17 protein-coding genes and 1 pseudogene are annotated in these 18505 nt (G+C 73.6%); 8 read left to right on the forward strand and 10 right to left on the reverse strand.

The window, feature by feature from the left end:
* Position 1 precedes the first annotated feature (1 nt).
* Together B1H19_RS30550 and B1H19_RS30555 are read right to left on the reverse strand one after the other, a co-directional pair.
* Positions 2 to 1384 (reverse strand): FAD-dependent oxidoreductase, encoded by a 1383-nt coding sequence (locus B1H19_RS30550; protein ID WP_083107935.1) that lies wholly within the window; start codon positions 1382 to 1384, stop codon positions 2 to 4.
* Between the two features lie 107 nt (positions 1385 to 1491).
* Positions 1492 to 2688: a thiolase family protein gene (locus B1H19_RS30555; protein ID WP_083107936.1), complete on the reverse strand. Its 1197-nt coding sequence runs from the start codon at positions 2686 to 2688 to the stop codon at positions 1492 to 1494.
* 211 nt (positions 2689 to 2899) lie between these two features.
* On the opposite strand from B1H19_RS30555, the gene hemG reads away from it, so the two are divergent.
* Both hemG and hemQ read left to right on the forward strand, forming a co-directional pair.
* The gene (hemG, locus tag B1H19_RS30560) at positions 2900 to 4399 is read left to right on the forward strand and encodes a protoporphyrinogen oxidase (RefSeq protein WP_083107937.1); all 1500 of its coding nucleotides are present in this window, start codon (positions 2900 to 2902) and stop codon (positions 4397 to 4399) included.
* Complete coding sequence (gene hemQ, locus B1H19_RS30565; RefSeq protein ID WP_083109966.1) at positions 4396 to 5139, forward strand: hydrogen peroxide-dependent heme synthase; 744 nt, start codon at positions 4396 to 4398, stop codon at positions 5137 to 5139. Before hemG ends, hemQ begins: the two co-directional genes overlap by 4 nt.
* A 94-nt stretch (positions 5140 to 5233) precedes the next feature.
* Here the strand turns inward: hemQ and B1H19_RS30570 are convergent, their stop codons facing one another.
* The 5 genes and pseudogenes from B1H19_RS30570 to B1H19_RS30590 all read right to left on the reverse strand — a co-directional run bounded on the left by B1H19_RS30570 (position 5234) and on the right by B1H19_RS30590 (position 11124).
* Positions 5234 to 6958 carry an alpha/beta hydrolase gene (locus B1H19_RS30570; RefSeq protein WP_237289577.1) on the reverse strand — a complete coding sequence of 575 codons (1725 nt, stop codon included), beginning with the start codon at positions 6956 to 6958 and terminating at the stop codon, positions 5234 to 5236.
* 137 nt (positions 6959 to 7095) lie between these two features.
* A complete protein-coding gene (locus B1H19_RS30575; RefSeq protein WP_083107939.1) occupies positions 7096 to 7860 on the reverse strand; it encodes a TIGR04222 domain-containing membrane protein in 765 nt (254 codons plus the stop codon).
* A gap of 62 nt (positions 7861 to 7922) precedes the next feature.
* Positions 7923 to 8924, reverse strand: coding sequence for a TIGR04222 domain-containing membrane protein (locus B1H19_RS30580; RefSeq protein WP_237289578.1), 1002 nt, complete (start codon positions 8922 to 8924; stop codon positions 7923 to 7925).
* Between the two features lie 19 nt (positions 8925 to 8943).
* Positions 8944 to 10246 (reverse strand): annotated as a pseudogene (locus B1H19_RS30585) (MbnB/TglH/ChrH family RiPP precursor modification enzyme).
* A gap of 149 nt (positions 10247 to 10395) precedes the next feature.
* Positions 10396 to 11124 carry a peptidyl-tRNA hydrolase gene (locus tag B1H19_RS30590; protein WP_237289580.1) on the reverse strand — a complete coding sequence of 243 codons (729 nt, stop codon included), beginning with the start codon at positions 11122 to 11124 and terminating at the stop codon, positions 10396 to 10398.
* A gap of 75 nt (positions 11125 to 11199) precedes the next feature.
* On the opposite strand from B1H19_RS30590, the gene B1H19_RS30595 reads away from it, so the two are divergent.
* The 4 genes from B1H19_RS30595 (at position 11200) to B1H19_RS30610 (ending at position 13985) form a co-directional block, all read left to right on the forward strand.
* Positions 11200 to 11877, forward strand: coding sequence for an AIM24 family protein (locus B1H19_RS30595; protein ID WP_083107941.1), 678 nt, complete (start codon positions 11200 to 11202; stop codon positions 11875 to 11877).
* 200 nt (positions 11878 to 12077) lie between these two features.
* Positions 12078 to 13079: an ABC transporter ATP-binding protein gene (locus tag B1H19_RS30600; RefSeq protein WP_083109968.1), complete on the forward strand. Its 1002-nt coding sequence runs from the start codon at positions 12078 to 12080 to the stop codon at positions 13077 to 13079.
* Positions 13076 to 13744 carry an ABC transporter gene (locus B1H19_RS30605; protein WP_083107942.1) on the forward strand — a complete coding sequence of 223 codons (669 nt, stop codon included), beginning with the start codon at positions 13076 to 13078 and terminating at the stop codon, positions 13742 to 13744. Before B1H19_RS30600 ends, B1H19_RS30605 begins: the two co-directional genes overlap by 4 nt.
* A 28-nt stretch (positions 13745 to 13772) precedes the next feature.
* Positions 13773 to 13985, forward strand: a complete 213-nt coding sequence (locus B1H19_RS30610) for a hypothetical protein (RefSeq protein WP_083107943.1) — start codon at positions 13773 to 13775, stop codon at positions 13983 to 13985.
* Positions 13986 to 14010: 25 nt separating this feature from the next.
* Here the strand turns inward: B1H19_RS30610 and zapE are convergent, their stop codons facing one another.
* The gene (gene zapE, locus B1H19_RS30615; protein ID WP_418361483.1) at positions 14011 to 15129 is read right to left on the reverse strand and encodes a cell division protein ZapE; all 1119 of its coding nucleotides are present in this window, start codon (positions 15127 to 15129) and stop codon (positions 14011 to 14013) included.
* Between the two features lie 67 nt (positions 15130 to 15196).
* Between zapE and B1H19_RS30620 the strand changes: the two genes are divergently transcribed.
* A complete protein-coding gene (locus B1H19_RS30620) occupies positions 15197 to 16045 on the forward strand; it encodes a pyrimidine reductase family protein (RefSeq protein WP_083107944.1) in 849 nt (282 codons plus the stop codon).
* A 148-nt stretch (positions 16046 to 16193) separates the two neighbouring features.
* The gene (locus B1H19_RS30625; RefSeq protein ID WP_083107945.1) at positions 16194 to 16658 is read left to right on the forward strand and encodes an indole-3-glycerol phosphate synthase; all 465 of its coding nucleotides are present in this window, start codon (positions 16194 to 16196) and stop codon (positions 16656 to 16658) included.
* A 51-nt stretch (positions 16659 to 16709) separates the two neighbouring features.
* Here the strand turns inward: B1H19_RS30625 and B1H19_RS30630 are convergent, their stop codons facing one another.
* On the reverse strand, positions 16710 to 17390 hold the full coding sequence (locus tag B1H19_RS30630; RefSeq protein ID WP_083107946.1) for an ABC transporter ATP-binding protein: 681 nt from the start codon (positions 17388 to 17390) through the stop codon (positions 16710 to 16712).
* Entirely contained in the window at positions 17387 to 18466 is a 1080-nt protein-coding gene (locus B1H19_RS30635) for an ABC transporter permease (protein WP_083107947.1), read from the reverse strand. Before B1H19_RS30635 ends, B1H19_RS30630 begins: the two co-directional genes overlap by 4 nt.
* Positions 18467 to 18505 lie beyond the last annotated feature (39 nt).

The following is an 18505-nucleotide window of genomic DNA, read 5'->3' on the forward strand; positions in this document are numbered from 1 at the left end:
GTCAGCCCTCCGCGGCCCGCACCGCCGCCGTCGCTTTGCGGGCCGCCACCAGCACCGGGTCCCACACCGGGGAGAACGGCGGGGCGTAACCGAGGTCGAGGGCCGTCATCTGCTCGACGGTCATCCCGGCGGTGAGCGCGACCGCCGCGATGTCCACCCTCTTCCCCGCGCCCTCCCGGCCGACGATCTGCACGCCCAGCAGCCGCCCCGTACGGCGCTCGGCGAGCATCTTGACGTGCATCGGGCGGGCGCCGGGGTAGTAGCCGGCGCGGCTGGTGGACTCGATGGTGACGGTCACGAACCGCAGCCCGGCGGCGCGGGCGTGGCGCTCCAGCAGCCCCGTGCGGGCGATCTCCAGATCGCAGACCTTGCTGACGGCCGTTCCGACCACCCCGGGGAACGTCGCATAGCCGCCGCCCACATTGGCGCCGATGACCTGGCCGTGTTTGTTGGCGTGGGTGCCCAGAGCGATATGGCGCTCGCGTCCGGAGACCAGATCGAGGACCTCGACGCAGTCGCCGCCCGCCCAGACGTTCTCCTGGCCGCGCACCCGCATCGCCAGGTCGGTCAGCAGTCCGCCGGACTCGCCCAGCGGCAGCCCCGCCGCGGCGGCGAGCGTCGTCTCGGGCCGTACGCCCATGCCGAGCACCACCACGTCCGCCGGGTATGCGGCGTCCTTCGTGGTGACGGCGCGGGCCCGCCCGGACGCGTCCGTCAGCACCTCGGTGACCGCCGCACCGCGCACCGTCTCGATGCCCAGCCCGCACATCGCTTCGTGGACCAGCGCGCCCATGTCCGGGTCCAGGGTGGACATCGGCTGTTCCCGCGCTTCGAGGACCGTGACCCGATAGCCGCGGTTGATCAGCGCCTCGGCCATCTCGACGCCGATGTAGCCGGCGCCGATCACCACCGCGTTCCGGCCCTCGGTCGCGGCCAGGGTGTCCAGCAGGGCCTGGCCGTCGTCCAGGGTCTGCACGCCGTGCACGCCCGGCGCATCGATGCCCGGCAGCGGCGGCCTTATCGGCCGCGCGCCCGTCGCCAGCACCAGCTTGTCGAACCCGGTCCACGACTCCTTGCCGCCGTTCTCCAGGTCCCGGGTCCGCACCCGGCCGCCGTCCAGGTCGAGTTCGGTGACCTCGGTACGCAGCCGCAGATCGATGTCACGGGCGCGGTGCTCCTTCGCCGTACGGGCGATCAGCGCATCCGGCCCGTCGACCGCGCCGCCGACCCAGTACGGGATGCCGCAGGCGGAGTAGGAGGCGAAATGGCCGCGTTCGAAGGCGGTGATGGCCAGTTCACCGGGCCGCTTGAGCCGCCGGGCGTGCGAGGCGGCGGCCATGCCCGTCGCATCGCCGCCGACGACCACCAGTCTCTCCGCCGCCATCTGCCGGGTGTCCCTTCGTCGGGTGCCGCCCCTGGGGCCCGATGAGGCCGAGCCTACGGCCTGTCCGGTGGGTCGGCGCGGGCCCACGCTGACCCACCGGAGCGGTCCTAACGCTCCAGGACGAGCGCCAGGCCCTGGCCCACGCCGATGCACAGGGCCGCCAGGCCCGTGCCCGAGCCCAGCGCGGCGAGCTGATGGGCCACCGACCCCGCGAGGCGGGCGCCGGAGGCGCCGAGCGGATGGCCGATGGCGAGGGCGCCGCCGCGCGGATTGACCACGGCGGGGTCGAGTTCCGGCCACTGGCCGATGCAGCCCAGCGCCTGGGCCGCGAACGCCTCGTTGAGTTCAAAGGCCGCCACGTCGGCGAAGGTGCGGCCGGAACGTTCCAGGGCGCGCCGCACCGCCTCCACCGGACCCAGGCCGAAGAACTGCGGCTCGACGCCGGTGACCGCGCTCGCCCGGATCCGGGCCAGCGGTTCGCGCCCGGTGGCGCGCAGCCCTTCCTCGTCGACCAGGAGGAGCGCCGCGGCGCCGTCGTTCAGCGGCGAGGAGTTCCCGGCGGTGACCGTGCCCCCGGCCGTACGGAACACCGGCTTCAGTTTGGACAGCGACTCCAGGGACGACGTCTCCCGGATCGTCTCGTCGCGGGCCAGCTCCACGTCCGGCAGCGGCACCACCTCCGCGTCGTACGCCCCCTCCCGCCAGGCCCGCGCCGCCTTCTGATGGCTGGCCAGCGCGAACACGTCCTGCTGCTCGCGCGTGATGCCGTACTTCTCGGCGATCAGCTCGGCCCCCTCGCCCAGGGAGACCGTCCACTCCGGCGCCATCCGGGGATTGACCATCCGCCAGCCCAGCGTGGAGGAGAACATCTCCTGATGCGCCGCGGGAAAGGCCCGTTCGGGCTTGCGCAGCACATAGGGCGCGCGGCTCATCGACTCCACACCGCCCGCGACCGCGATATGCGCATCGCCGTGCGCTACGGCGCGGGCGGCCTGGATGACCGCCTCCAGGCCGGAACCGCACAGCCGGTTGACCGTCACTCCGGGGACCGTCACCGGCAGCCCGGACAGCAGCACCGCCATCCGCGCGACGTTGCGGTTGTCCTCGCCCGCCCCGTTGGCATCGCCGAACACGACGTCGTCGATCCGCGCCGGGTCGAGGTCCGGGGTGCGCTCCACCAGGGCCCTGACCACATGCGCGGCCAGATCGTCGGGCCGGACGGGGGCCAGGGCGCCGCCGTACTTGCCGACGGGGGTCCGTACCGCATCGACGACATAGACATCCCGTATGCGTGGGTCGGTCATCAGGCGCTGTCCTCGCTGTCCCGGCTCGGCGGTGGGTGGGGTCGGCGCACGACGTCCGGGAAGATCGTCGCCGCCCGGCTCCGAGTCTTTGCCCGCCGGTGCCGGGTGTCAACGGGGTCCTCGGCCGGCTTCCGGCCAGGCGGCCCCGGGGGGCCTGCGGAGATCGCGATCCGGTCCCGGCGGTGTCAGTGGGCTCTGAGACAGTGGGGACATGAGAGCAGTGCACAGCGGTACGGGCCGGCCGGCCGGCGGTATCGGCCATGTTGTCGTCATCGGTGGTGGCATCGCGGGGCTGGCGGCCGCGCACCGGCTGCTCGAAGGCGGCATGCGGGTGACGGTCCTGGAGGCGGCGGACCGCCTCGGCGGCAAGCTGCGCGCGGGGGAGACAGCGGGCGTCCCGATCGACCTCGGCGCCGAATCGATGCTGGCCAGGAGGCCGGAGGCGGTCGAGCTGGCGCGGGCCGTCGGCCTCGGCGACCGGCTCCAGCCGCCCACCACCGCGACCGCCTCGCTGTGGACCCGTCAGGCGCTGCGCCCGATGCCCAAGGGCCATGTGATGGGCGTCCCCGGGGACCTCGCCCCGCTCGCCGCCTCCGGAGTGATCTCCCCGCAGGGGCTCGCCCGTATCGAGGAGGACGACCGCCTGCCGCGCACCGAGATCGGCGCGGACGTCGCGGTCGGCGAGTACGTCGCCCGGCGCCTGGGCCGCGAGGTCGTCGACCGGCTCGTCGAGCCCCTGCTCGGCGGGGTGTACGCGGGCGATGCGTACCGGATCTCGATGCGCGCCGCCGTCCCCCAGCTGTTCGAGGCCGCCCGGACGCACCGCTCGCTGCTCGACGGCGTCCGCGGCATCCAGGAGCGCGCCGCCGCCACGACCCACCACATCGGCCCGTCGGCGACCGGCACCGCCGGCGGCGCTCCCGTCTTCATGGGCATCGAGGGCGGCATCGGCACGCTGCCCGGCGCCGTGGCGGACGCCGTGCGCGCCAAGGGCGGCGAGATCCTCCCCAACGCCTCGGCACACGAACTGCGCTGGACCGGCGAGGACTGCTGGGAGGTCTGCGTCGACGACTGGTCCGTCGAGGCGGACGCGGTGATCGTCGCCACCCCGGCGGGCGACGCGGCGCGCATCCTGCGGCACGACTGCCCGAGGGCCGCGACCGCGCTGGACGACATCGACTACGCCTCGATGGCGCTGGTCACCATGGCCTTCCGCCGCTCGGACCTGGACCGCGTCCCCGGCGGCAGCGGCTTCCTCGTCCCGCCCGTCGACGGCCACCGGATCAAGGCCGCCACCTTCTCCAGCCACAAGTGGGGCTGGGTCGGCGCCGCCGACCCGGACCTGTTCGTCCTGCGCACCTCGCTCGGCCGCTATCAGGACGACGCCGACCTCTCGCGCGACGACGCCGAGCTGGTCGGCCTCTCGCTCGCCGACCTCGGCGCGGCCGTCGGCCTGACCGCCCGGCCCGTCGCGACCACGGTCACCCGCTGGTACGGCGGCCTGCCGCAGTACGCCGTCGGCCACCTGGACCGGGTCGCCGAGATCCGCGCGGCCGTCGCCGCGCTGCCGGGCCCGCTGCGGGTGTGCGGCGCGGTCTACGACGGCGTCGGCATCCCCGCCTGTATCGCCTCGGCTCGTAAGGCGGCCGAGGACATCCCGGGCACCCTGCCGCCGCCCGCCGTCCCCGGGGAGCGAGAATGGACGACATGACAGACGCTTCCACCCCTGCCCGATCCGACACGGCCGCCGAGAAGATCCCCCACGCCGGCAAGAAGGCGAAGGACCTCAACGAGGTCATCCGCTACACCCTCTGGTCGGTCTTCAAGCTGCGCGAGGTCCTCCCGGAGGACCGCGCGGGCTACGCCGACGAGGTCGAGGAGCTGTTCGCCCAGCTCGCCGCCAAGGACGTCGTGGTGCGCGGCACCTACGACGTGTCCGGTCTGCGCGCCGACGCCGACGTGATGATCTGGTGGCACTCGGAGAGCTCGGACGCCCTCCAGGAGGCATACAACCTCTTCCGCCGCACCCGCCTGGGCCGCGCGCTGGACCCGGTGTGGTCGAACATGGCGCTGCACCGCCCCGCCGAGTTCAACAAGTCGCACATCCCGGCCTTCCTGGCCGAGGAGCAGCCGCGCGCCTACGTCAGCGTCTACCCCTTCGTGCGCTCCTACGAGTGGTACCTCCTCCCCGACGAGGACCGCCGCCGGATGCTCGCCGACCACGGCAAGATGGCCCGCGGCTTCCCGGACGTCCGCGCCAACACCGTGCCGTCGTTCTCGCTCGGCGACTACGAGTGGGTGCTGGCCTTCGAGGCCGACGAGCTCCACCGCATCGTCGACCTGATGCGCCATCTGCGCGGCTCCGAGGCGCGGATGCACGTCCGCGAGGAGATCCCGTTCTACACCGGCCGCCGCAAGCCGGTGGCCGAGCTGGTCGCGGGCCTGGCGTAACGGACCCGACCGGCCTGGTGCCGCGGCACCACGGCTCCGTACGGCCGCGGGCCCGCCCCCCCTCGAAGGGGAGCGGGCCCGCGGCCGTCGGCGGCTAGTGCCCCTTCTCCTTGTGCAGCCGCTTGCCCTTCTCCTCCGGCTGCTGCTGGTTGGGCACCGGCTCGGGGCGCGGGGCGCAGCTCACCGCGTGCGCGGGGACCTGCCCGCGCAGCAGGTACGCCTCGGTGTAGCGGTTGACGCAGTCATTGGCGCCCAGCGCGATGCCGTGGGTGCCCGCGCCCCGCTCGGTGACGAGCGCGGACCCGGCCAGCCGCCGGTGCAGCTCCAGCGCACCCGCGTAGGGCGTCGCCGCGTCCCGTTCGGCCGCCAGGAGCAGCACCGGGGGCAGTGCGCCGGGCGCCGTACGGATGTCGAGCGGGCCGACCCGCCCGATCGCCGACTCGACCGCGGTCGTGGCCAGCTGTGTGCCGGCCCCCGCCAGCTCCTCGGCGGCGCCGCCCCGGTCGCTGCCCGTGGCCGCCCTGGTCACCGCGGCATCCATCCGGGCCTGCGCCGACTGCGACTGCTCGGGCCAGAACGCGCACGGCAGATTCATCCATGCGTTGTCCCAGGTCTCGAAGGGCGCCGTACGGGCGACCTGGGTGTTGTCCCGGTCCCAGGTCTGCCAGTCGCGCGGCCAGGGCGCGTCATTGCACTCGACGGCGGTGTAGACCGCGTTGGTGTTCTCGTCCTCCTTGGCGCCGCCGGCCTTGGGCGCGGTCTGGGTGGCCAGCGCCTTGGTGTCGCCGTGCAGATACGTCGCCAGCGCCTGGGCGCTGATCGGCCAGTAGGCGTCGTTGTAGCCGGTCTTGAGGAACGCCTGCTGGAGCTGGGCCGGCCCGATCTTCCCGTTGACCGGCTTCCGGCGCACCTGCTCGACGACCCGGTCGTAGGAGCGCTGCACGTCCTTGGACGTGGCCCCGAGGTGGTAGACGGCGTCATGGGCGGCCACCCAGCGCAGCCAGTCGCCCCAGCGGCGCTCGAAGGCGACGTTCTGGTCGAGGTTGTTGCGGTACCAGATCTGCCGGGGGTCGGGATTGACGACGCTGTCGAAGACCATCCGGCGGACATGGCCGGGGAAGAGCGTCGCGTAGACGGCGGCGAAGTACGTCCCGTAGGACGCGCCCATGAACGTCAGCTTCTGCTCGCCGAGCGCGGCACGCAGCATGTCCAGGTCACGGGCGTTGTTGAGGGAGTTGTAGAACGGCAGAGCGGACCCGGCGTTGCGCGCACAGCCCTCGGCGTAGGCCCGCGCCTGGGCGACCTTGAGCCGTTTGAACTCCTCGGTGGGATGGCGCTGGGTGTCGGTGGGGGCCTTGGCGAACTCCTCCGGGTTCTGGCACGACAGCGGAGCCGAACGGCCGACCCCGCGCGGCGCATAGCCGACGAAGTCGTAGGCGCGGGCGGTGCGGCGCCACTTGGGCAGCCCCCCGTAGAGCGGGAATTCCATGCTGCTGGCGCCGGGCCCGCCGGGGTTGAAGACCAGCGCGCCCTGCCGCTCCTCCGGAGCGGTGGCGCGGATCCGGCTGACGGTGAGGGTGATCTTCTTGCCCTCGGGGTGCGCGTAGTCGAGCGGTACGGCGAGCTTGCCGCACTGCACGGTGGCGGGCAGATGCTCCTCGGACCCGCACCGGCCGAAGACGATGCGGTGCGCCACCGGAGCCGGCGGCGCGTCGGGCGGCGCCGTGGCACTGCCCGTCGTGGCACCGCCCGCCGGGGCGGTGGCCAGCGCGGTCAGGACCAGCGACCCGATGGTGCCGTACAACGCGAGAGTTCTCACGAGCCGTCCCTTCATGCGGTGCGGAGTGCGCGGCGCACGATGAGAGGCTCGGTGCGCTGGGCCACACGGTGTGCATACAAAAGGGATAGTTGAGCCGGTTGTGCGCGAAGTAAAGCACCGGGCACCGGTGTCGGACGCTATGCCCCGGAAGAGTGGAGGGCGGCTCGCAGGGCGGGATCGTGGAGCGCGGCCCGGCCGTGGACCGCCAGTGCGGTGAGGGCGGCCCCGGCGCCGGACCGTACCTGCCGGCGCAGCAGCCGCTCGCCCGCCGGGGTCGCCCGGTCGGGGTAGGGGTGGAACTCCCTGCGCGCCATCACCCAGGTGCCGCCGGTCAGGATCAGCGGCAGCGCGAACCACGCCAGCACCAGCCCGCTGTCCGTACCGGGCGGTGCCGCCCACAGGGCCGCGGCGGCGGCCAGCGCCACCAGCAGGACGGCGTGATGCAGTTGGCGGACCGCCGCGCCGACCGCAGAACGGGCGTGGTCGGGCAGCGCCAGGCCCGCGGCGACCAGCCGGTCGGACAGCGCCCGCACGGCGCCGGCGGCGACGAGGCCGTCCCGGACGTCCGGTATCCGGCGCTGGCCCTCGGGCCCTATGGCGGCCAGGACGGCGCACTCCATGGCGTCCCGGCCGACCGGGGCGACGACCGAGGCCCAGCCGGTGTGCGCGAGCAGCAGCCGGTGCTTTTGGGCCATCGACACCAGGGCGACATCGGCCAGCCGCTGCGGGCCGCCGGCCAGGTAGGCGGTCTCGTAGACGGTGAGCTCGGCGGGCGGGAGCTCGTCATCGGCGGCAGTGGTGGCCTGCCGCGGGGCGTCGGCGGCGGCGACCGCGGCGCGGCAGATCTGGGCGCAGGACAGGGCCGCTGCCACGGAGGCGACGACGAGGAAGAGGAGCCACATGCCGGAGGTTCTACGCGATGGCCGATAAAGACCGCAAAAACGTTTCTCAGCATGCGGGCAGTTCAGCTGCTGCTGCAGCCTCCGCCACCACCGCTGCCGCCGCACGACGAGCCGCCGCAGCTCGAACCGCCCCCGCAGCTCGAACCACCCCCGCAGGACGAGCTCCCGCAGCCGGACGAGGATCCGCCGTCGGAGGACCCGCACCACGAGGCGCCGGAGCCGTCGCCGGGCAGGCCCCCTCCGCAGCTGCCGCTGCCGGACGAGTCGATGGCCGGCGACGAGCCGGAGGCGACCGCCATGGTGCGCTGGGCCTCCGCCAGCTGCTCGCGCAGCGCCTCGTCGGCTATCAGCGCGGCACCGCCGAGCGCCACGGCCATCCCGACGGCCGGGAGGGCTCCGGCGACCGAGCCGGTGCCGTTGGCGGCCCGCGCCGACTTCAGGGCGGAGGTGCCCGCCCCGGTGACCCGGCGGCCGAGCGCCGATTTGCAGACCGCGGCGACGGCGATACCGGCGACGAGGCCCGGCACGACCGCGACGAAAACCCGTACGCCGCGGCCGTCGTCATCGGGGGTCTCCGCGAACGTCTGCGCAAAGGCGAAAAAGAGCAGCGCCACACAGCCCGCTATCTGGAATCGGGCCAGCACCCGCCAGCCCCGGCCGCGCCGCGGATGCCGCATCAGCCCCCGCGCCGCCAGCCGGTCGCCTATCCCCTGGACCGCTGCGCTGCGCATCGCGGCGCCGCGCAGCGCGGACAGCTCCCCGCCGGGCGTCCGGGCGACCGCGTCCAGGACGGCCGTCTCCACCGCGTGACGGGCCGTGTGCTGCCGTACGGTCACCACGCCCGGCCCGCCGACCGCCAGCCGGCCGTCCTCGTGCATCACCGATATCGCGGTGTCCACCACACGGCCGGGACCGCCGGCGAGAAACGCGAGCTCCCACACGTCATGGGTCGGCGCAGCCGCCCGCCGGTTGCGCGGCGCGGCCCGGCGGACCGCGACCGTACCGGCGACGAGCACCAGCGACGAGAGGATGACCGCCAGATACAGCCCCATCGCATAGGTCATGACGCTCCTCTCACTCCTCTCACTCCTCGCGGTGGAGCGCGTGCCGGACCGCGCGCAGCAGCCGGGAAGCGGGTCCCTGGGACGGCGGCTTCGGGCCCGCACGGTCGCGCCACCAGCGCGTCAGCTTCCTTCGGGCATCAGGATCTTCGGGACGGTCGTGGGCCAGCAGATACGCCGCGAAGTCCAGGGCGTCCTGGCGGTAGCCGCCGCGCATCGGACGGTGCCGCGCATAGCCGAAGAAGGCCGCCCGGTAGCCGTCGCCGAGGATCTCGGGCAGCTCGGGCGCGACCTTGGCGACGACGGAGGCCCGCTTGGCGGTCAGCGCCCGGCTCTGCACGCCCAGCCGGGTGCGGTCGAAGCCCTCCGGAGGCGGCGTCCCGGCGACCAGAGAGGACAGCAACGCCGCCTGAGCCAGCGCCAGCCGCTGCCGCGCCGCGTCCGTACCGGATCCCGGCGCGCCGCGGCCGCCCCGCACCACCTCAAGCCGCTCGGACATGACCGGCCCCCCTCAACACGGCGCGTATCGCGTCCAGTTCGCCCGCCAGCTCCCCGCCCTCGGGGAAGTCCTCGTCGCGCTCCAGCAGCACACCGGGCGGTGTCGTACGGGCGCAGAGCTCGGCGAGCACGTCCAGGACCGGCCGGGTCACGGGGTGCGCATGGCTGTCGTGCCATACACCGTCCCGCTCCACACCGCCCGCGACATGGACATAGGCGATGGCCTCCACCGGAAGCTCGTCGAGCGCGACCGCCGGGTCCTCGCCCCGGTTGACATGGTTGGTATGGAGGTTGGCGACGTCGATGAGCAGCCGTACCCCGGTCCGCTCGACCAACTCGCTCAGGAACTGTCCCTCGGTCATCTCCTCGTCCGGCCAGTTGATCAGCGCGGCGATGTTCTCCAGCGCCAGCGGCACCGGCAGGGCGTCCTGGGCGATCCGGACGTTCTCGCAGAGCACGTCCAGCGCGTCGCGGGTGCGCGGCACCGGGAGCAGATGCCCGGCCTCCATCAGCGGCGAGGCGGTCAGCGGACCGCCGGCCCGGACGAACGCGATGTGCTCGGTGACCAGCGGCGCACCCAGCGCCTCGGCGCGCTCGGCCAGCGCGGTCAGCCGGCCCGCATCCGGCCGGTCGGCGCCGCCGAGACCGAGCGAGACGCCGTGCGGGATCACCGTCGTACCGCGCTCGCGCAACTCCTCCACGGCCTGCGGAAGGTGGCCTGGGCAGATGTTCTCCGCCACCACCTCCACCCAGTCGACGCCGGGCAGCCCGGCGATCTCCGTGGCGATTTCCGGCCGCCAGCCGATCCCCGTACCGAGGCGCTCCATGATTCCCCCCTTCCCTCGTGGTGAGGGTACTCATGGCCACTGACAGCGAGCCGAATCGTGTGCCCGTGGTGTTCAGAGGTTGATTTGAGCTTCGGCGGCGGTGGGCGGGGAGCCGGGACGCGGGGTGGTGCCGTCCTCGTGGTGCCCTCCTAGCGGGCGGGCCGCCGCAGGGCCGGATGGTCGGCGACCACCGTGCAGGAGCCCGGCGCGATCTCGGTGAAGCCGGCATCGCGTACGACGGGCAGCCCGCTGCGGGTCAGCGTCTGCCAGGCGGCCGGCGCCGCGCGGCGTACGGCCAGGGGGAAGCCCGCCGCCCGCCAGGCCGCGCGCTCCTCCGTCGGCAGCTCCCACCAGGCGAGCTGTGCACCGTGTCCGGCCTGTGCCATCGCCTTGCCGGCCGACATCTCCACCTCGGGGCTGAGCCACAGCACCGGCCGGTCGGCACCGGGTGCGGCCGGCGGCTCCGGGTCGTCCAGTTCGGTGCCCGACACCTGGAGCCGTGCCAGGTCCTTGGGCCAGCCGTCCAGAGGGATGGGCGGGAACACCCGTACCTGGGCGTGCTCACCGGTCACCGTGATGCCGGGCAGCGCCTCGGCACGCCGCCACTCCGCGCCGCGCGCCCGGCGCACCACCTTGCGGATCCGGGCGTCCTGCCAGTCCCGTACGGCCTGGGCCCACTCGCCCTCGCCGGCCGCCCGCTCGTCCGACAGCAGCACCAGCACCGCCCGCGCCGCCGTCTCCAGCGCATCCGTACGGGCCGGTGGCTCGGCCCGCTCGATCCGTGCCACCAGCGGCAGGACGAACTGGGGCGCCGCGTCCCGGTCGGTTTCCTCGTGGTGGAAGGGGCTGCTGGGGTCGGTGGTTTCGGTACGTGTCACCCGGCCAGTGTGCCAGCCGTCTCCGATCGCGCCGGTGCCACCGTTTGCCGGGCCGCTGCGCCCTAACATCCGGCCATGAACAGTGACCTCTTCGCGGCCGAGAACATGGCCGAGCCGGCCACCGCACCCGGTATGACGCAGCAGAACGCCAAGTCGATCAAGTACGCGGTGAACGGGGAGTGCTACGCGCGACAGGGCGCGATGATCGCCTACCGCGGCAACCTCCAGTTCGAAAAGCTCGGTCAGGGCGTCGGCAACTTCCTCAAGCGCGCCGTCACCGGAGAGGGCCTGGCGCTGATGGCCGTACGGGGCCAGGGCGAGGTCTGGCTCGCGCACGAGGCCGCCAACTGCTTCATCCTGGACCTGACCCCCGGGGACGGCATCACCCTCAACGGCCGCAATGTGCTGTGTTTCGACCCGTCCCTCTCGTACGAGATCAAGGTCGTCAAGGGCGCCGGCATGGTCGGCGGCGGCATCTTCAACTCCGTTTTCAGCGGCCACGGCAAGCTGGGCATGATGTGTGAGGGCAATCCCGTCGTCATACCCGTCTCCCCTCAGGCCCCGGTCTTCGTCGACACCGATGCGGTGGTCGGCTGGAGCAGCACCCTGCAGACCTCGCTGCACCGGTCGCAGAGTCTGGGGTCGATGCTCCGGGGCGGCTCCGGTGAGGCCGTCCAACTGCGCCTGGACGGTGAGGGGTTCGTGATCGTACGGCCGAGTGAGCTGCGTTCCGAGAAGGCCGCGGGGAACTGACGGGGGAGAGCGGCCGGGCGGCTGTGATGCGGGCCGTCGCGCGGCGTCCCAGGCGGCTACCGGCCATCGCCGGACATCGGCGGAAAGCGGGGGACGCTCGCGGGAACCGATCCGGGGTCGGCGGGAGTTGGGGGAGTAGGAGGATCTTCGGGGCCGGGGGGGCCGGGCCGGGATCAGGTACGGGGGAGGTGTCGTACGGCATGAGGCTTGACGGGGTCGGGCGGCGTTACGGGGTGCGGGGACCGTGGGTGCTGCGGGACGTCCAGCTGGAGGTGCCCGCTCGGGCGCTGGTGCGCATCGAGGGGACCAACGGCAGCGGGAAGTCCACCTTGCTGCGCCTGTTCGCCGGGATCGACCGGCCCACCGCCGGACGGATCACCGGCCGGCCGCGCGCCGCGTATGTGCCCGAACGCTTCCCGGCGGCGCTGCCCTTCACGGCCGCCGGTTACCTCACGCACCTGGGACGCATCCATGGCCTGCGCGGGCCCGAGGCGGCCCGTCAGGCCGACGCCTGGCTGGAGCGCTTCGGGGCGACCGGGCACGCCGGTACGCCGCTGGCCAGGCTGTCCAAGGGAACCAGCCAGAAGGTCGCGGTCGCCCAGGCGCTGCTCGCCGAGCCCGGCCTGCTCGTCCTGGACGAGGCATGGACGGGGCTGGACCAGGGGGCGCGGGGGGTTCTCGACCGCGCGGTGGCCGAGCGGGTCGCGGACGGCGGCACGGTCGTCTTCGTCGATCACGATCCGCGCCGTCTGGCCGGAGCGGCGGATGCGCGCTACCGCGTGACCGACGGGCGGCTGGTTCTGGAGGAGCGTGGCCGGGTCGAGGACGCGGCGGTGGTCGCGGGGCCGCGGGTGATCATCGAGGCCCAGGGCGCACCGGGCAGTGCGCCGCGCTCCGGGGACGGCCCCGACTCCCCGCCGCTGCCCGGCAGACCAACGATCGCACCGGGCCCGGACGGCACGACCCGGCTCACCGTGCCGGCCGCGCACTCCGATGCGCTGCTACGGGCCCTGCTCACGGCCCGCCCGCCGTGGCACATCCGCTCGGTCACCGCCGCCCCGCCGCCGGCCGCCGTCCCGGATGCCGCCCACATCGCCCACGACCCTCACGGCGTCCACCACGCCCGCGACGAATCCGGGCGCGACAACATCCACTCCGGGCGCAACATCCACCACGACCCCGGTGCGGAGGCCCGCCCATGATCGCCCTCCTCCGCTATCAGGCGGCCCTGCTCATCGGCTCGCACCGGTGGCTGCCGCCGGTGATTCTCTACGCCGCGTTCCTGGCCGTCGGCATCCAGACCGGCGGCCCGATGCTCGACTCCTACGGTTTCGCCGCCGCCGGCACGCTGCCGATGGCCGTCTGGCTGGCGCGGATCTGTGTCACCAACGAGCCGTCCGCCGCCCGCAATTGCGCCGCGGCCGCCGCCGGTCCCGGCCGGGTGCACCTCGCCTCGCTGCTGACCGCGGCCCTCGGTGCGCTGCTGCTCGCCCTCGGGGGGACGGCCTTCGTGGCCCTGACGTCCGACCCGCACTCCTCGGACCACCGGGTCGCCGTCCCCGTCCTGTCCGCGACCGCCGCCGGACTGCTCACCGCGCTGGCCTGCGTGCTGCTCGGCACAGCGATCGGCGCCCTGTGCAACTGGCCGGTGCTGCGCAGCCCCGGCTCCGCCATACCGGCCGGGCTGCTCGCCGCGCTCCTGCTGTCCGTCCTGGGCGCCTCGCCCGCCAACGCCGCCGTCACGGGCATGGTCGCCGGTTCCGCGCACGGCACGGTCAGCATGCCGTGGCTACCGCTCGCCGGGGCCGTTCCCATAGCCGTGGCGGCCGTCGCGGCCGCCTGCGCGCTGAGTTCCCGGCGCAACTGACCGGGCGCTCCGGCGTACCCTCGACACCATGCCGGACTCCGCTCGCGCCAGCACCTGCCACGACCTCGCCACGGACGGCACGGTCACCGACGGCCGGGCCGCCGACGCACCTGCCGGCCCTCCGTATGCGGACTGTGTGCACTGCGGTGAGCCGACCGAGTACCCGGCCGCCCGTCCCGGTGCGCTGCTCTGCCCGGTGTGCGAGTGGCAGGAGGCCCAGCGCTCGGCCTGCTCCGGTTAGGACGGGCCCGGCGACCGCGCAGCGGTCAGTGCCCGACCAGCGTCCCCGCGTCCCGTGCCAGGGCCGTGAGCCTGGATATCGCGCGGAAGTACTTCTTGCGGTAGCCGCCGCGCAGCATCTCGTCGCTGAACAGCTCGTCGAAGGGCTTCCCCGAGGTCAGCACGGGTATCTCGCGGTCGTAGAGCCGGTCGGCGAGGACCACCAGGCGCAGCGCGGTGGACTGGTCGGGCACGGCCTGAACATCGGTCAGGCAGACGGCCTGGATGCCGTCGCACATCGCGCCGTAGCGGCTGGGGTGCACCCGGGAGAGATGGTCCAGCAGCGAGGGGAAGTCGTCGAGCGAGGCGCCGGGGGTGCGGTAGGCGACGCGGGTGACGGTCTCGTCGTCGTACGGGTCGGGGGCCTGGGGCAGGCCGCGGTGGCGGTAGTCCTCGCCGTCGATGCGCAGCGGCCGGAAGTGGGCGCTGAGCCCCTGTATCTCGCGCAGGAAGTCGGCGGCGGCGAACCGGCCCTCGCCGAGCTTGCCGGGCAGGGTGTTGGAGGTGGCGGCCAGAGCCACGCCCGAGTCCACCAGCTTGCCCAGGAGGGTGGAGACCAGCACCGTGTCGCCGGGGTCGTCCAGTTCGAACTCGTCGATGCACAGCAGCGTGTGCTCGCCGAGCGTACGGACGGTCTGCTGGAAGCCGAGCGCGCCGACGAGGTTGGTCAGTTCGACGAACGTGCCGAAGGCCTTGCGCTCGGGCGGGGCGGGGGTGGCGTGCCAGAGGGAGGCGAGCAGATGGGTCTTGCCGACGCCGTAGCCGCCGTCCAGATAGACACCGCGCGGGCCCTTGGGGGCGGCGGGCTTGCGGGCGAACCAGCGGCGCTTCGCCGTGGCGCCCGCGGCCGTGCCGTCGATGCCCGCGGCGAAGGCGCTCAGGACCTGGACGGCCTCGGCCTGGCTGGGCTGTTTGCCGTCGGGTATGTAGGTGTCGAAGCGGGCGCCCTGGAAGCGCGGCGGCGGCACCATCTCGGCGACCAGGCGGTCGGCGGGCACCTGCGGCGCGCGGGCGGTGAGCGCGGTGGGGGCCCCGTCGCTCCCGTCAGCCGGCGCCCCGGCTATCGGGGCGGGCTGGGAGGACGAGGACTGGGAAGACGACGACACAGCCGTCCAGCCTAGTCGCTCCGCGGTACCCCTCGGTCCGGTGAGCGAGGCATGTCACACTGCCGCCATGCGACGCCTGTATCCGCCATTCGCCCAGCCCACCGCCCCCTCCGTCACGGTCCGTGAGGACGGGAACACCGTGCCGGCACCCGCTCCGGCGGATGCGGCGGACCGGGAGTGGTCGCTGGACGAGCTGGCCGAGGCCTACGCGTATCCGGCCGCGGACGACCCGGTACGGGCCGGCCGCACCGGCTGGCTGCGCGCGAACATGGTCTCCTCCATGGACGGCGCGGCCCATCACGAAGGCCGCTCCCAGCCGCTGTCCGGCGCCGCCGATATGCGGATCTTCGGCGTGCTGCGGGGCTTGGCCGATGCCGTGGTGGTGGGCGCGGAAACGGTGCGGCAGGAGGGCTACCGGCCCGCGCGCGCCCGCGAGGCGTTCACCGCCCGGCGGACCGCCGCGGGTCAGGGCCCGGCACCCGCCATCGCCGTGGTGACCGCGGGCCTCGGCCTGGACTTCACCCTGCCGCTGTTCACCGAGCCCCTGGTGCCCACCGTCGTCCTGACCGGCGCGGGCGCCCCCTCGGACCGGGTCGCCGAGGCCCGTGCGGCGGGCGCCGAGGTCCTCTTCGCGGGGGAGGGGCTCGGGGTGGACCCGGCGCGGGTGACGGCGGTGCTCGCCGAACGGGGGCACACCCGGCTGCTCACCGAGGGCGGGCCCTCCCTCCTGGGGCAGTTCGCGGCGGCCGACGCGCTGGACGAGATGTGCCTGTCGCTGGCCCCCGTGGTCGCCGTCGGCGACGCGCCGCGGATCATGTACGGCCCCGTGGTCGCCGTCCCCGAACGCTTCGCCCTGGCGGCCGTTCTGGAGGAGGCCGGCTTCCTGTTCACCCGATACCGTCGGTCCCGACAATGAGCGGAATTATCAGTTCCGCTTAGCTGCCGTTGGGCACACTAAAGGCCAACAGGTCCCGTGTGGAGACGGGGCAGGATGGTTTCTGTGGGCACCGTGCCAAGCGGGCCCGAAGAGGAGAAGGGCGTCCGTCGTGTTCACGAGCGTATTGATGATCGAGAAGCCTCTGACGCCCGCCGACGTGGAGTTTGTCACCACCCTGCACGGTGCGGAGCAGGGGTCGTTCGTCGTCCTGATGCAGCCGCGCGGCAAGCAGGACGTCCTGCTGCGGGCCATCGACGACGTCGCCCTCGGGGAGTTCGACGAGGCCGTGCGCGAGGGCGACGAGCCCACCGAGGAGCTCCCCGTCGAGCGCGCCCTCTCGCACACCCTCGCCGCCCTGCGCGCCACCGGTGCCGAGGCCGTCGGGCAGGTGGTCGAGGACCATCCGCTCGACCTCCTGGCGTCCGTCGTCGAACAGACCCATGCCGACGAGGTGATCGTGCTGACCGCCCCGCATTTCGTCGAGGAGTTCTTCCACCGCGACTGGGCCTCCCGCGCCCGCCACAAGGTCGGCGTACCGGTCCTCAAGCTCTTCTCGCACGCGCCGGACGAGCCGGTCAGGGACGGCAGCTAGCGGCGCCTGCGACCCGGCCCCGCAGCGGGGCTCACACCCGTCGCGGGGCGCTCACACCGGCAGCGGGGTGCCGAGCCGGCCGTCGCGCACCTCGGCTGTCTCGTCCACCGCCTCCAGATGCGAACGGTCGTGGGTGACCAGCACCGTCGCGGTCGCCCGCTGATGGGTGAGCGTGGTCAGCAGATCGAGCACCGCCGCGCCCCGCTCGTGGTCCAGTGCGCTGGTCGGCTCGTCGACCAGCAGGACGGCCGGCTCGTTCATCAGCGCCCGCGCGATATTGATCCGCTGCCGCTGGCCGCCCGACAGCTGGTGCGGCCTGCGGTCCGCCTGCCCCTCCAGGCCCACGGCCGCCAGCAGCTCCCGGGCCCGCGCCGCGGCCTTACGGGGCGAGCGGCCGTCCAGATGGGCCATCACCTGCAACTGCTCGGCGGCGGTCAGGGACGGCAGCAGATTCGGCTGCTGGAAGACCGTGCCGATGGTCGTGCGGCGCAGTGCGGTCAGCTCGGCGCGGCTCAGCCCCGTGGTGTCGGTGCCGTCGATCACCACCCGTCCGTGATCGGGGGTGATCAGCGTCGCGGCCACCGCCAGCAGGCTCGACTTGCCGGAGCCGGACGGGCCGATCACCGCCGTCATCCGGCCGGCCGGCACCTCCAGCGAGACGGCGTCCAGCGCGGTCAGCCGTCCGCCGCCGTCGGGGTAGGTGAGGGTGACATCGGTCAGTTCGAGGCTCATCGGGCACTTCCCAGGGCGGTCAGCGGGTCTACGGAGGTGATGCGGCGGATGGACAGGGCGGCGCCGGCGGCGCCCAGCGCGATCATGATCAGGGCGGGGATCAGCACCGTGGCCCCGTCCAGGACGAACGGCACGGTGCCGTCGACGAGGGCGCCCACCCCGGCCGCGACGGCGGTCCCCAGGCCCGTCCCGATCACCAGGAGGACGACGGCCTGGCCGAGCGCATCGCGCAGCAGGGAGCGGGTCGAGGCGCCCAGGGCCTTCAGCACGGCGACATCGCCGCTGCGCTGGATCGTCCACACCGTGAAGAAGGCGCCGATGACCAGCGCGGAGATGGCGAAGAGAAAGCCGCGCATCAGCTGGAGCGAGCCGTTCTCGGCGCTGTAGGAGCCGATGGCCGTCAGGGCGTCGCCGGCGGTGACGGTCCGGGTGTCGAGCCTCTTGTCGGCGGCGGGCAGATCGGCCGCCCCGGTGGTGGTGAGGGCCACCACCGTCGCGCCACCGGGGTCCCCGGGGCCACCGGTCAGCTTCCGCCAGTCCTCCAGGGACGTCCAGATCACGGCCGTATGGCTGTACATCGCCGCACCCGACACCGCCGCCACCTCGACGGCACGGCCGCCCAGCGTGACCGTGCCCCCGGCGCGTACGCCCAGCGCCTGCGCGGCCTTCTGCGACAGCACCACCGATCCGTCGGCGACGGACGTCCCGCCCGGCCCCAGCCGCGAGCCGGGACGCACCCCGAACGCCGACACCGCCGCGGTCCGGCTCCCCGCCTCCGCCTTCGTCGTGGCGATCCCCAGCGGTTCGGCGCTGCGCACGCCCGGCACCCGCGCCCACTCCCGTACGGTCCGCTGCGACAGCCGCGAATCGGTGAACGCCACCTTGCCGTCCCCGACGGGCGCCGAGAACACCAGATGGTCGGCGGGCAGCGCGGTGATCGCCGAGGTGTTCTCCCGTCCCAGACCCGCTGTCAGGCCCGACAGCAGGCCCACCAGCATCGTGATCAGCACGATGACGGTGCCCATCAGGGCGAACCGCCCCTTGGCGAATCTCAGGTCTCTCCACGCGACGAACACAGGCTCGGCCATCCTCGGCTCGGGCGCCGGACCCCCTGT

It is taken from the genome of Streptomyces gilvosporeus, from assembly GCF_002082195.1.
GTDB lineage: Bacteria > Actinomycetota > Actinomycetes > Streptomycetales > Streptomycetaceae > Streptomyces > Streptomyces gilvosporeus.

What these genes read in the sequence shown, in the direction of transcription:
- B1H19_RS30550 (WP_083107935.1), bottom strand. Translation starts at nt 1,384, where the DNA reads ATGGCGGCGGAGAGACTGGTGGTCGTCGGCGGCGATGCGACGGGCATG.
- B1H19_RS30555 (WP_083107936.1), bottom strand. Translation starts at nt 2,688, where the DNA reads ATGACCGACCCACGCATACGGGATGTCTATGTCGTCGATGCGGTACGG.
- hemG (WP_083107937.1), top strand. Translation starts at nt 2,900, where the DNA reads ATGAGAGCAGTGCACAGCGGTACGGGCCGGCCGGCCGGCGGTATCGGC.
- hemQ (WP_083109966.1), top strand. Translation starts at nt 4,396, where the DNA reads ATGACAGACGCTTCCACCCCTGCCCGATCCGACACGGCCGCCGAGAAG.
- B1H19_RS30575 (WP_083107939.1), bottom strand. Translation starts at nt 7,860, where the DNA reads ATGTGGCTCCTCTTCCTCGTCGTCGCCTCCGTGGCAGCGGCCCTGTCC.
- B1H19_RS30580 (WP_237289578.1), bottom strand. Translation starts at nt 8,924, where the DNA reads ATGACCTATGCGATGGGGCTGTATCTGGCGGTCATCCTCTCGTCGCTG.
- B1H19_RS30595 (WP_083107941.1), top strand. Translation starts at nt 11,200, where the DNA reads ATGAACAGTGACCTCTTCGCGGCCGAGAACATGGCCGAGCCGGCCACC.
- B1H19_RS30600 (WP_083109968.1), top strand. Translation starts at nt 12,078, where the DNA reads ATGAGGCTTGACGGGGTCGGGCGGCGTTACGGGGTGCGGGGACCGTGG.
- B1H19_RS30605 (WP_083107942.1), top strand. Translation starts at nt 13,076, where the DNA reads ATGATCGCCCTCCTCCGCTATCAGGCGGCCCTGCTCATCGGCTCGCAC.
- B1H19_RS30610 (WP_083107943.1), top strand. Translation starts at nt 13,773, where the DNA reads ATGCCGGACTCCGCTCGCGCCAGCACCTGCCACGACCTCGCCACGGAC.
- B1H19_RS30620 (WP_083107944.1), top strand. Translation starts at nt 15,197, where the DNA reads ATGCGACGCCTGTATCCGCCATTCGCCCAGCCCACCGCCCCCTCCGTC.
- B1H19_RS30625 (WP_083107945.1), top strand. Translation starts at nt 16,194, where the DNA reads ATGATCGAGAAGCCTCTGACGCCCGCCGACGTGGAGTTTGTCACCACC.
- B1H19_RS30630 (WP_083107946.1), bottom strand. Translation starts at nt 17,390, where the DNA reads ATGAGCCTCGAACTGACCGATGTCACCCTCACCTACCCCGACGGCGGC.